Raw genomic sequence first — 11862 nt, forward strand, 5'->3', positions numbered from 1 at the left:
GGCCGTTTCGTCCTTGCCCTGCACCGACAGTTTGCGGGTGAGGTCGCCTTCACCTTCGGCGATTTCCTGCAGGCCATTGGCAACGCCACGAATCGGCCGCACGATCACGCTGGCGAAGCTGGCGCCGACGATGGCGAAGACCACGGCCAGCGCGGCGGCGATAGCGGCGATCAACCAGGTCAGGCTCGAAGCCTCGGCCATCACTTCGTCGCGCTTGATCAGGCCGATGAAGCGCCAGCCCAGGCTTTTGGAGGTGACGATGTTGGCCATGTAGGGCACGCCATCGATCTCGATCTGGGTGGCGCCATCGCTGCTCTTGGCCAGCGCGGCGTAATTGGGGCCGAGGTCGGCCAGCGGCTTGAAGTTGTGCTTGGCCTCGGCCGGGTCGACCAGCACGTTGCCGCTGGCCTCCACCAGCATCAGGTAGCCGCTGTCGCCCAGCTTGATGTTCTTGACCAGTTCGGTCAGCTGTTTGAGCGACACATCGAGGCCGACCACGCCGACCAGCTTGCCGCTGGCATCGGCGACGGTGTGCACGATGCCGATCAACGACACGTCGTCCGGTGCCCAGTAATAGGCATCGGTTTTCACGGTGGTGCCAGGCGCTGCAATAGCCGCCTTGTACCAGGGGCGTACGCGCGGGTCGTAGTTGGAAATCTTCGGATCATCCGGCCAGCTGGCATAGCCACCGTCCGCCAGGCCCAGGGACAGGTAGGCGGTGGTTGGATGGCTCTTGGCGAACTGGTCGAAAATCGCCAGCAGCTGTTTGTTATTCTCGGTCAGCGGGATTTGCGCGGCGTCAGCGCCCGAGTAGTTCTTCAGGTCCTTGGCCGCGACGATCCGCGGGTCCTTGGCGAAAAATTCGACGTTCTGCATGATGCCGTCGAAGAACTGCTTCATGCCGTTGTCGATCTGGCGGATCTCGCGGCTGCTGCTGTCCAGGAAGTTGGCTTGTGCCGCATCGCGCAGGTTCAATACAACGAGCACCGCCACCAGGATAACCGGGAGGCAGGCAATGGTCGCGAACGCCCATGTCAGCTTCTGTTTGATATTCATAACTTCTCCCGCGGGTATTTATCGGTGTTGGAAACGGCGGAAACAGTAGCGGTGCGCGTTGCGAGCTTTGGAGGGAAAAGCGCCCATGCCTACTCTGAGGCTATCGACCAATGTCGTATTCCCTTGAGGTCACCACCGGTCGGACGTCGCTAACGCTGACAGTGATGTCGCGCAGGCGATGGTTGCCTTTGCGGTTAATCGGGAAGATGGCTTGGCTCGGGCAATCCGCCCGGGTCCGGTCCAGATCGCCTTCCTGTCTCACGAGGCCCCATGCCCAGCGCATTCGAAAGCGTACTCAAGAACAAGAACATGGCCTATCGCCCCCAAGGGGCTGCGCCTGTGGGACAAGCGCCGGTGCGCGTCGCGTTTGTGCTGATGGACAACTTTTCCATGATGTCCTTTACCGGCGCGGTGGACGCGCTGGTCACCGCCAACCTGATGAGCGACATGCCGCTTTATGAAGTGCTGACGGTGGGCGCTTCGGGCGGGCAGGTGACGAGTGACCTGGGCATCGTCATTTCCACCGATATCGAGCTGGCGCAATTGCCCGATAACCTCGACGTGCTGATTGTCGCCGGAGGCTTTCGTGTGAAGTTGCAAGGCACGCCGTTATTGCGGCGCAAGCTGCGCGCCAACGCAACGTCCGGGGCGATAGTGGGTGGGTTGTGGAACGGCGTTTTTTTTGTGGCAGAGGCGAACCTGCTCGATGGTTTCGAATGCGCGGTCCATCCGGAAAGTCGGGCGACGATGGCCGAGATGTTCCCCCATGTGAAAGTCACTAGCCGCGCCTATGTCGTAGACCGCGAGCGAGTCAGCTGCGCGGGCGCCAACAGCTCGCTGCGCATGATGCTCCAGCTGATCCGCCGCACCGGCGGCGAGGCGCTGGTGGGCGCAATCGAAGAGATCCTTCGCTGCGATGAATCAGGGGATGACGCCACGGACCTGCCGCCGATCTTCGTCGAGACCGATCCGACGCTGCCGGAAAGCCTCAAGCTGGCGTTGGAATTGATGTGGCAGAACGTCGAGGAGCCCTTGACGATCGATGAGCTGGCGGCCTGCGTCAATGTCTCCAAGCGCCAGCTGGAGCGGCGGTTCTGCCGGTTCCTCGGTGCGACCCCGACGCGTTATTACCTGGAACTGCGCCTGACACGCGCACGCCAGCTCATCCAGCAGACCAACCGCTCGGTGACCGAAATCGCCGTGGCTACGGGCTTCGTCAGCTCTCCGCATTTCCAGCGACGTTTTCGCGACTTCTTTGGCGTTCCGCCCGGCAGTTATCGCGCCGGGCTCGGGCGCAAACAGGGGGCGCGTTGAAGCATCAATGCGAAGCGCTTATAGGCGTTTGTGTCTGACGCCAGGCGTTTTTATCGCAAATAAACAGGCACACCTGTCAAAGTTGACAGGTGTGCCTGGAAAAAACCCCACACAAGATAGTCACCCATGTTCATTCAATTTAGCCAATTGACGAAGTCGATTTGTTCAGTTCGAACAGCATGAAAAGGGGACTCTTATGCCTGTTTGCCTCGATTTGAAAGACTGTCTGGAAACCTGTATCGCGGAATTGAATTTGCCGGAGAATCTGTACTTCAAGATGCTTTGCAGCGGGAGAATGTCAAAGCAACAATTCCTGAAGAGCCAAATGGAATTTGCACCGATGGTGTATTTTTTCAGTCGTCCGATGGCACAAGTGATCGCCAACATTCCTGAGGCGCCACCCCGTGTTGCCCTGGTGGGAAATCTATGGGAAGAGCATGGCCAGGGCGTTCCGGAAAATGTACACGGCCAGACCATATTGACACTCATCGACCGACTGGGTGGCGACTCCTCAAGCATCGACCTGAACGACCCGTCACCCAATGCACGGATCTTCAATGAAGCGCTGCGTGGCGTCTCGACATTCGAAAACTATCGTTTTGCCGTCTCCATGTTCGCGGGGATTGAGCGAACATTCGCCGATATCTCGGCACTGATAGGCCAGTCCATCGTCGACCAGAGATGGCTGGATGTACATCAGGTCACACACTATGGATTACACAAGGCGCTGGATATCGAACATGCCGAAGACTTCTTGAGCGTTGTTGACAACGATTGGCAAGAAGGCGTCTTCAAATCTTCAATCAAAGAAGGGATACGATTCGGCTGTCACCTCTTCGCCAGTACCTACACGGGTTTTTATAACAACATGACTCGTTGAATGTGTTCGCGAGGCACTCAGTGGACTTTCGCTATGAACTTCATCAGGAATGCCTGGTACGCGGCTTGCCGGAGCCAGCAAGTGCGCGGTGGTGAGATTTTCCATAGAATACTGCTGGATGAACCGGTCGTTTTCTATCGCAAGCAAGACGGCGCGCTGGCGGCGTTACGCGATCGTTGTCCCCATCGATTCGTACCGCTTCATCTCGGTAAGCTTCAAGGGGATGAGATCGAATGCGGGTATCACGGCCTGCGATTCGACTGTGCAGGTCGCTGTGTCGGCAATCCTCATGGCGATGAAAAAATTCTCGAGGTGGCAAAGGTACATGCCTATCCGGTGCAAGAGCTGTATGGCCTGGTGTGGATCTGGATGGGGGATGCTCCGGCCGACCTGACGCGGATTCCCGACTATGGCCTGCACGGTGCGGATTCCAGCTACCAAGTGGTGAGCGGTTACCTCCATGTCGGCGCCAATTACCTGCTGATGGCGGACAATCTGCTGGATCTGAGCCACCTCATGTATCTCCACGATGGCCTGTTGGGTGATCCTGAACAGGCCGGCGCTGAACAAGTTGTGGAGGAAGACGAGGAAGGGCGACTCGTCTGCCGGCATTGGATGCCAAACAGTAAAGTTCCTGCTGTCTTCGACCTGATCTACCGACGTGACCAGCAACCGGTTGATATGTGGACGGAGATACGTTGGATGGCGCCGAGTTACTTCTGGTTCGACGGCGGAGTGCGGGCGCCACGGCTGGAGGAACGCGAGGATCACGGTTGGTGGTACGGACAACATATCCTGACACCGGAAACCGGGTCGACGACCCATTATCACTTCGCCGCCGCACTGCCATCGGGGACTCGATTGAATGAAGTCGACGAGACAAAGTTTGCTGAAATGCGTCGTTTCGCATTTGCCGAACAAGACAAGGTCATGCTCGAAGCGCAGCAGGCTGCGCTGGGTGATAGCGAGTTCTGGGCAATGAAACCGTCACTGTTTTCCGTCGATGCGGCTCCGGCGCGCATGCGCCGGGCTGTCGAGCGGCTGATCCGTGAAGAACAGGCGCAGGGCCGCGTTCAGGCGTGACTGGATGGAATCGGATATGAAAGACCGTACGTTTCCCGGCCGTGAGGCGTTCGGCGACATCGCCCCCGCCCTGGCCGATTACACTGACCGGATTCTCTTTGGCGAAGTCTGGCAGCGAGAGGAGCTCTCGCCACGCGACCGCAGCCTGGTAACCGTAGCCGCTCTGGTAGCGCTCTATCGTGGTAATGAGCTGCCGATTCATTTACGCAAGGCGCTTGAAAATGGCGTCAGCCAGGAAGAGTTGGTCGAGTTGATCACCCATCTGGCATTTTACTCAGGCTGGCCAACGGCCCACTCGGCACTGATGATATTCCGACGCATCGTTGAAGAGGAGCAGACCCCATCAGACCCTCGCCATCCACGGTCGGACAACCCAAAAAAAGGTCGCTCGGACTTGCGCGATCCCCGCGACCCTGGTTGAAAAACTCAGTGGCCGGCCGGGTTTTTCATCCTGGGCAGCAGGCCCAGCGCCAGAGCAGTCAGAATCGCTCCCGCCGATACCAGAAACAGTAACCCGTGCTGTCCGCCATTGGCATTGAACAGCGCCGAATAGCCAAACTCGGTCAGCGCCTGGAAGGTTGCGGTGCGAGCGGTGATCGATGAGATCGTCGCGGCGTTTTCCCAGGAGACCAATTAAATAAATGTGGGAGCGAGCCTGCTCGCGAAGGCGTCAGGCCAGCCAACTGTCATCTTGGCTGACCCACCGCCTTCGCGAGCAGGCTCGCTCCCACCAGTTACACCCGTTACACCTGTTACATAGGGCGCCGGCCTCATGGCATTTGCGGCAGTTCCTGCGGCCGCAGGTCAAACACCAGCACCTCGGCATCCTGGCCGTTGCCCAGCGTCAGTACCTGTTCGTTGCGTACCCGCACACCGTCGCCTTCCTGCAACGCCACGCCGTTGAGCTCGACGCTGCCCCGGGCCACATGCACATAGGCATAACGATCAGCGGCCAAGGTCAGCGTGGCGCTTTCCTGACCATCGAACAGCCCGGCATACACCCGTGCGTCCTGGCGTACGTGCAACGACCCCTCGGCGCCGTCCGGGGAGATGATCAGTTGCAGGCGACCGCGTTTCTGTTCGGTGCTGAAGTGCTCCTGCTGGTAGCGCGGCGTAGCGCCCACGACATTGGGCACGATCCAGATCTGCAGGAAGTGCACCGGCTCGTCCGCGCTGTGATTGAACTCGCTGTGGGCCACGCCGCTGCCGGCGCTCATCAACTGCACATCACCCGGACGAATCACCGAGCCCGTGCCCAGGGTGTCCTTGTGTTCCAGCGCGCCTTCGAGCACGTAGGAGAAAATCTCCATGTCCCGGTGTGGGTGCTGGCCGAAACCTTGGGCGGCGGCGACCCGATCGTCGTTGATCACCAGCAGGTCGGAAAAACCCTGTTGGTTGAGGTCGCGGTAGTTGGCGAAGGAAAAGGTGTGGAACGATGTCAGCCAGCCGTGACGAGCGATGCCGCGATCAGAAGCTTTGCGAAGGGTCAGCATGATGATTCTCCTGGTTCAGAGGGCGGTGGCCTTGGCCGTTCGCCGGGTACAGAAGAAGGTTAATGGTTATCGGCGCATTCAATAAGCGGCTGAATGTGGAAATACTGTCCGTTCTGAGTGGACAATCTCGCCGGGAGCGCTGCGCTTCGTCATAATGCCAGCCGATCAAACCATGAACCCGTGTGGGAGCGAGCCTGCTCGCGAATACGTCGGCACAGGTTTTATCGATGGCGGCTGACAAACTGCCTTCGCGAGCAGGCTCGCTCCCACACCAGATTGTCTAAACATGTTTGCCGTCCTTGCATGAGCCTTCCAATGCGTTCCTTTGTCTTGGCGTCCTCCCCATGAAAACCGTTGCAATGGTGCTGTTCTCCGATTTCCTGCTGCTCGACATGGCCGGGCCGCTCGAAGTGTTTTCCATCGCCAATCGTTTTCTCGCGCCGGAGCAGCACTATCAGTTGCTGACCCTGGGCACCGAGCGCGGGGCGTTGCGAGCCTCCAACGGGGTGACGGTCCAGGCCGATATCCATATCGACCAGGCTTGGGCGGCCTACGACGTACTGCTGGTACCGGGCGGGCCTGGTGCCTATAACGACAGGCATCCGGGCTTGCATACCTGGTTGCGGGCGTCGGCGCAGCGGGCCACGCGCTACGGGTCGATCTGCACGGGAGCCTTCATCCTGGGAGAGGCGGGCTTGCTCGACGGCTATCGGGTCACCACCCATTGGCATTACACCGAACGCCTGATCCAGCGGTTCCCCAAGGCTTTGGTCGAGACCGACAAGATCATCTTGCATGACCGACGGTTGATCACCTCCGGCGGTGTCACGGCCGGTATCGACATGGCCCTGTCCATCGTCGCCCAGGACCATGGCCGCAAAGTCGCGCTGGATGTGGCCAAGGTCTTGCTGGTGGTCATGCAGCGCCAGGGTGGGCAAGCGCAGTTCAGCCCGCTGGTAGCGACGGTGGCGGCACAGGAGTCGGCGGTTACCCGGGTGCAGCATTATGTGATGGAACACTTGGAAGAGCCGTTTTCCATCGAGCGCATGGCTGATCTGGCCGCCATGAGCTCAAGGCATTTCGCCCGGGTTTTCCTGCGCGAAGTCAAGATGACACCGATGGAGTTCCTGCAAGGTGCGCGCATCGATCGGGCGCGGCAGTTGCTGGAGTCCACCGACTTGCCCCTCAAGACCGTGGCCTTTCGCAGTGGCTTTGGCAGCGTCCGGCACATGCGCCAGTTGTTCAGCGAAAAACTCGGCCTGACACCGGTCCAGTACCGCCAGCAGTTCAGTTGAGCCTTCGGTGTCCGTCCAGGGCACCGGGATGTCCGTGATGCGTCCTGTGCCAGCATTGTTCTCTGCCCTGTGGCTGCCAAGATAACGGCGAACCCTCTGCAAAGGATGCGCAGGAGCCAGGGCAGGTGTGTGCGGCGATCCGCAGCGCCACGCCCGGACCGGTTTTCTGTCGCTGGATCGCTCATGAACAGCTTCACCAAACCTTGCGCCGCAACAGCGGCGAGCACCGAAACCACGGTGCGCTTCGGTCCGTTTGTCTTTCACCGCCAGCAGCGGCTGGTTACCCGCGATGGCGAGCCCCTGGCCCTGGGCGGTCGCGCCCTGGACATCCTGCACTTGTTGGTGGCCCATGCGGGCGCCTTCGTCAGCAAGCAAACCCTGATCGCCCAGGTCTGGCCCGACAGTGTGGTGGAAGACATCAACCTGCGGGTGCACATCGCCGCCTTACGGCGGGCGTTCGGTGCTGGACAGGATGGCAACCGCTACATTCTCAATCATCCGCGCCAGGGCTACTGCTTCGCCGTGCCCCTGACCGCGCAGCCGAGTGCTGAATCATCCGGCGCCAGGCGCTCCGAGCGGCACAATCTGCCCGCGCGCCTGAGCCCGGTGATCGGTCGCGACAAGCTGCTGGGACGGCTGTTGGTCGAGGTTCCTCGCCAGCCCCTGACTACCGTCGTCGGCCCGGGCGGTATCGGCAAGACCACGGTGGTGTCGCGGGCGGCGGAACTGTTGCTTGAGCATTTTACCGACGGCGCCTGGTTTATTGACCTGGCGGCGATCAGCGACCCGGCCGAGGTCTGCCCGCGGATCATGCAAACCCTTGGCCTGACGGGCGGCTCGCTGGAACAGTGCCTGCAATCGTGCCGGATGTTGCTGGTGCTCGACGGCGCCGAACACCAGCTCGATGCCTGCCGGGAGCTGGCCTTGACGCTGCGCTCAGCGGCCCCTGGCGTATCGCTGTTGTTGAGCAGTCGCGAAGCCTTGGAGCTTGCAGATGAACATGTCGTGCAATTGGCCGGTCTGGCCGTGGCGACGGCCAGCGAGCCCGGCCACTTGATATTGGCGAGTCCGGCGGTGCGCTTGCTGGTCGATCGGGTCGGTGCCCGACAGCAGGGCTTCAAGCCGGGTGAACGCGACCTCGCGCCTCTCGCACAAATCTGCCAGCGCCTGGACGGGTTGCCGTTGGCGCTGGAACTGGCGGCGGCCCAGGTTGATGTGCTGGGCGTGGCGGGGGTCCTGGAACAGTTGGACTACGGTCTGTCACTGTTGAGCCACGGCCGCCGTACAGCCGTGGCGCGCCACCGCAGCCTTGATGCGGCGTTGGATTGGAGTTTCGAGCGCTTGGGCAGCGACGAACGGACGCTGTTCCAGCGGCTGGCGGTGTTCGAGGAACCGTTCACGTTGAAGGCTGCGCTGGCTGTGGTCAGTTGCACCGACGTCGGGGTGGGGCGATTGCCCTGGCTGCTGTCACGGCTGGTCAAGCAGTCGCTGGTGATGGTCGAACAAGGTGCCGAAGGCAATCGCTACCACCTGCTCAATACCACGCGTGCCTATGCCTTGGAAAAGTTGCGTCGCGCAGGCCAGTGGCAGTCGCTCCATCGGCGCTACATGTTGCAGGAGGCCTGGCTGGCGCGGCGTTCAAGACCCGAGCTGGCGAGTCAGCGTCTGGAGCAGCGCGCCAGCTTCCTTTAGGTCGGGTGTGTCGAACCCTTCGCTGAAGCGCCGATAGACCGAAGCGAGCACATCCTGCGCTGCCGCATCCTGGCCGCGCCGTTGCCACAGCCGGGCCAGGGACATGGCACTGCGTAATTGCCACGCCAGCGCGCCTTGGCTCCGGGCTAGCGCCAGCGCGGCGTGCAAGTACTCTTCGGCACGGCTTTCTGCGCTCGCCTTTCCCTCGGCCAGCAACGCTTCGGCAGCGACGCGCAGGATTTCCGCCGAGCACCAGCCTGCCGCGCCGCTATGGGCGCGCTCGATCTGCTGAGGGCTGACGGCAGCGCCGCGCAGAGTGACGACGGTATCCTGGATCAGGCCGCAAGCGCTCAAGTGCGACTGCGGAGTGGCGCCGTCGAAGGCGCGCTCGTAATGGCCAGCCCAATCATGGAACAGCATGACCGAATGGCGTTTGGCCTGCTGCTTCAACATGTCCAGCCGTTCCCGGGCGGTCGGCTGATCGCCGGTGTAATGGGCGATCACGCAACCGGCGATCGCCAGGGTGTAGCAGATCGAAAGGCCGTGGTTGATCTGCAGGGCAATCTGTAGCGCAAGGTTGGCCGTGCGCCGGGCTTTTTCGGCGAAGCCTTGCAGCCAGAGGATGCGCGACAGGATTGTCAGCGCGGCCACGCTCTGCTCGTATTGCACGCCGAAACCGTGGCTGAAGCGGCTCAGGTGACCATTCTGGGCCAGGCGCTGGATGACCTGCTCGGCGTCACGTCGCGCGCCGTCCTGGTCGCCGGTGAAATGCAGCGCCAGCACTCGCAGGCGCTGGGTACTCAAGGACAGGACCGGGTCGCCCGGCAGGCCCAGGCGATCGAAATCCAGGCTTTGCTCCAGCGCCTGCTGATAGCGGCCGGCGCTGAGATTGACCGTCATGAGGCCCGACAATGCGCGCAATTCTCCCGCCCGGTCCTGGCACTGCCGGGCCAGGTGGCGGGCCGTGACGAAGGCCTCGACAGTGGCCGGCGTACCGCCCTCGGTGTGGTAGTTGAAACTGCCATGGGCCAGTTCCAGGGCGAGGGTCAATCTCGGGCACTGCGAGGGGCTGGCCCGTAGCAGCGCCCGCGCCTTGCTGACATATAGCCCGTGCTCCTTGAGCAGCGACAGCTCTTGCCAGAGCGGCAGGGTGCGCGCGGCCAGACGGATCGCCACGGCGTGCGAACCCTGCGGGCCCAGCCCGCGGTCGAGCGCCGCGCGGATGTCGTCCCGATAGGCCGCGTACCGTGCGATCCACACGCGCGTAGAAGTGTTTTCCCAATCCTTTTCAGCCTGTTCCATGAGCGTCAGGCAGCGCTCGGCGTGGCGCTCCCGGGTGGCGGCCAGTTCCCCGGCCTCCAGCAGTTTTTCCAGGGCGTAGCTGCGCGTGGTGTCCAGCAACCGATAACGGACCTCATCGTCGCCGATCTCGACGTTGAGCAACGATTTCGCCACCAACTGGCTGATCGAGACCAGTACCTGTTCCGGCGCGACATGCTGGCCGACGATGACTGCCGCGGCCGACGCCAGGTTGAAACTGCCCATGAACACCGCGAGGCGCCGCAGGCAGGTCTGTTCGCACGGCGTGAGCAGCGCGAAGCTCCAGTCCACCGTGGCGCGCAGGGTCTGCTGGCGCGGTGCGCTGGCGTGCCTGTCATGGTCGAGCAGGGCGACGCTGTCCTGCAGTTGCCGGCATAGCGCCTCCAGCCCAAAGCGCCCGACCTGGGCGGCGGCCAGTTCGATCGCCAGGGGTATTCCGTCGAGCCGCTGGCAGATATCGACGATCAGCGGAACCTCGTGGTCCGTCAGCTCAAAGTCGTCCTGGCTGGCCATCGCCCGTTCGGCGAACAGTTGCAGCGCCGGGAATTCCAGGGCCGGATAACCTTCGATGGCCATGCCCCTTGGCGGAAACGCCAGCGAATCGAGGCGCTGCACGTGTTCGCCTTCGGCGCGCAGGCCTTCGCGGCTGGTGGCCAGGATATGCAGATGAGGCGCGCCGCGCAGCAAGGTTTCGCAGAGCAGCGCAACAGCATCGATCAGGTGTTCACAGGTGTCGATGACCAGCAGCAGATGGCGGTCCTTGAGTTGCCGGACGATCGCGTCAAGCGGTTCGCCGTCATGCAGCGTCAGCTCCAGCAGCGCACAGAGGTTGGGGGCGATCATGGCCGCGTCGTTGAGCGAGGCCAGGTCCAGCAGGCAGGTGCCGTCGCGGTACTGGCCAAGCAGCCGTTCGGCAACCCGCAAGGCGACGGTGGTCTTGCCGATGCCGCCGCTGCCGACCAGGCTGATGAAGCGTTTGCGCGGGAGCTGCGCCACCAGGCTCTCCACCAGGCCCTGGCGGCCGATCATGCGGGTACGGCGCGGCGGCAGGTTGCGCGCCAGGGAGGGGTGGGGGATGCGCGCCAGTTCCTCGGGCGCTTCGAACGTCACCGGCGCGACAAAACTGTAGCCGCGCTGCGCCACCGTGACGATATAACGCTGACCGGCCTGGCCGTCGCCCAGGGCCTTGCGCAACGCCGCCACGTGAACCCGCAGGTTGGTGTCCTCCACCACGCTTTTCGGCCAGACCCGGGCGATCAGTTGCTGCTTGCTCACCACTTGGCCGGCGTGTTCGAGCAGCACCAGCAGGATCTCCACCGCTCGCCGCCCCAGGCGCAACGGTTGCCCGCCCTCCAGCACCAGGTGCTGGCGCGGATGGACCCGGTAGGGGCCGAAATGCACCGTCTGTTCGACGGGCAGGCTGAGGTATTGGCTCATGGTCTGCTCAAGGTTCTGTTCCCGCTGTACCCGAGCATATTCCTCAGGTTTTGCGTCAAGCGCAACGGTAAGGCGTCTTGTTCCAACCCACGACCCGTGGCGAGGGAGCTTGCTCCCGCTGGGCCGCGAAGCGGCCCCAAAAGCACCACCCCAACCAATCTGGCACACCGAAGTGACAATTCCGGGGCTGCTGCGCCCGAGACGTCGGACCGACCCAGCGGGAGCAAGCTCCCTCGCCACAAATGTGCTCTCCAGTAGCTTGTTAACACCTCAGTCGCGAAAAAATTAACAA

9 protein-coding genes and 1 pseudogene are annotated in these 11862 nt (G+C 62.0%); 6 read left to right on the forward strand and 4 right to left on the reverse strand.

All coding sequences use genetic code 11. The annotated features are described in order from the left end of the window. Positions 1-21: 21 nt before the first annotated feature. A pseudogene (locus J3P97_RS09705) lies at positions 22-1056 on the reverse strand (cache domain-containing protein); the annotation flags it as partial. A 270-nt stretch (positions 1057-1326) separates the two neighbouring features. On the opposite strand from J3P97_RS09705, the gene J3P97_RS09710 reads away from it, so the two are divergent. The 4 genes from J3P97_RS09710 to J3P97_RS09725 all read left to right on the forward strand — a co-directional run bounded on the left by J3P97_RS09710 (position 1327) and on the right by J3P97_RS09725 (position 4754). Continuing rightward, complete coding sequence (locus tag J3P97_RS09710) at positions 1327-2370, forward strand: GlxA family transcriptional regulator (RefSeq protein WP_434603678.1); 1044 nt, start codon at positions 1327-1329, stop codon at positions 2368-2370. A gap of 196 nt (positions 2371-2566) precedes the next feature. Then, positions 2567-3250, forward strand: a complete 684-nt coding sequence (locus tag J3P97_RS09715) for a TenA family transcriptional regulator (RefSeq protein WP_434674012.1) — start codon at positions 2567-2569, stop codon at positions 3248-3250. A gap of 33 nt (positions 3251-3283) precedes the next feature. After that, positions 3284-4333: a Rieske 2Fe-2S domain-containing protein gene (locus J3P97_RS09720; RefSeq protein WP_434674013.1), complete on the forward strand. Its 1050-nt coding sequence runs from the start codon at positions 3284-3286 to the stop codon at positions 4331-4333. 16 nt (positions 4334-4349) lie between these two features. Beyond that, the gene (locus J3P97_RS09725) at positions 4350-4754 is read left to right on the forward strand and encodes a carboxymuconolactone decarboxylase family protein (protein WP_434674014.1); all 405 of its coding nucleotides are present in this window, start codon (positions 4350-4352) and stop codon (positions 4752-4754) included. A gap of 5 nt (positions 4755-4759) precedes the next feature. Here J3P97_RS09725 and J3P97_RS09730 read toward each other — a convergent pair whose 3' ends face one another. Both J3P97_RS09730 and J3P97_RS09735 read right to left on the reverse strand, forming a co-directional pair. Then, positions 4760-4966 carry a hypothetical protein gene (locus tag J3P97_RS09730; RefSeq protein WP_434674015.1) on the reverse strand — a complete coding sequence of 69 codons (207 nt, stop codon included), beginning with the start codon at positions 4964-4966 and terminating at the stop codon, positions 4760-4762. 137 nt (positions 4967-5103) lie between these two features. Further along, positions 5104-5826: a pirin family protein gene (locus tag J3P97_RS09735; RefSeq protein ID WP_434674016.1), complete on the reverse strand. Its 723-nt coding sequence runs from the start codon at positions 5824-5826 to the stop codon at positions 5104-5106. 344 nt (positions 5827-6170) lie between these two features. Between J3P97_RS09735 and J3P97_RS09740 the strand changes: the two genes are divergently transcribed. Both J3P97_RS09740 and J3P97_RS09745 read left to right on the forward strand, forming a co-directional pair. Further along, positions 6171-7121, forward strand: a complete 951-nt coding sequence (locus J3P97_RS09740) for a GlxA family transcriptional regulator (protein ID WP_434674017.1) — start codon at positions 6171-6173, stop codon at positions 7119-7121. 183 nt (positions 7122-7304) lie between these two features. Further along, on the forward strand, positions 7305-8813 hold the full coding sequence (locus J3P97_RS09745; RefSeq protein WP_434674018.1) for an ATP-binding protein: 1509 nt from the start codon (positions 7305-7307) through the stop codon (positions 8811-8813). On the opposite strand, the gene J3P97_RS09750 is transcribed toward J3P97_RS09745, so the two are convergent. Further along, positions 8760-11570 (reverse strand): ATP-binding protein, encoded by a 2811-nt coding sequence (locus J3P97_RS09750; protein WP_434674019.1) that lies wholly within the window; start codon positions 11568-11570, stop codon positions 8760-8762. The two genes, J3P97_RS09745 and J3P97_RS09750, sit on opposite strands and share 54 nt — an antisense overlap. Positions 11571-11862: the final 292 nt, after the last annotated feature.

Origin of the sequence: Pseudomonas sp. R1-15 (assembly GCF_051132085.1) — a bacterium.
In the GTDB taxonomy this organism is placed as follows: domain Bacteria; phylum Pseudomonadota; class Gammaproteobacteria; order Pseudomonadales; family Pseudomonadaceae; genus Aquipseudomonas.

What these genes read in the sequence shown, in the direction of transcription:
- J3P97_RS09710 (WP_434603678.1), top strand. Translation starts at nt 1,327, where the DNA reads ATGCCCAGCGCATTCGAAAGCGTACTCAAGAACAAGAACATGGCCTAT.
- J3P97_RS09715 (WP_434674012.1), top strand. Translation starts at nt 2,567, where the DNA reads ATGCCTGTTTGCCTCGATTTGAAAGACTGTCTGGAAACCTGTATCGCG.
- J3P97_RS09720 (WP_434674013.1), top strand. Translation starts at nt 3,284, where the DNA reads ATGAACTTCATCAGGAATGCCTGGTACGCGGCTTGCCGGAGCCAGCAA.
- J3P97_RS09725 (WP_434674014.1), top strand. Translation starts at nt 4,350, where the DNA reads ATGAAAGACCGTACGTTTCCCGGCCGTGAGGCGTTCGGCGACATCGCC.
- J3P97_RS09735 (WP_434674016.1), bottom strand. Translation starts at nt 5,826, where the DNA reads ATGCTGACCCTTCGCAAAGCTTCTGATCGCGGCATCGCTCGTCACGGC.
- J3P97_RS09740 (WP_434674017.1), top strand. Translation starts at nt 6,171, where the DNA reads ATGAAAACCGTTGCAATGGTGCTGTTCTCCGATTTCCTGCTGCTCGAC.
- J3P97_RS09745 (WP_434674018.1), top strand. Translation starts at nt 7,305, where the DNA reads ATGAACAGCTTCACCAAACCTTGCGCCGCAACAGCGGCGAGCACCGAA.
- J3P97_RS09750 (WP_434674019.1), bottom strand. Translation starts at nt 11,570, where the DNA reads ATGAGCCAATACCTCAGCCTGCCCGTCGAACAGACGGTGCATTTCGGC.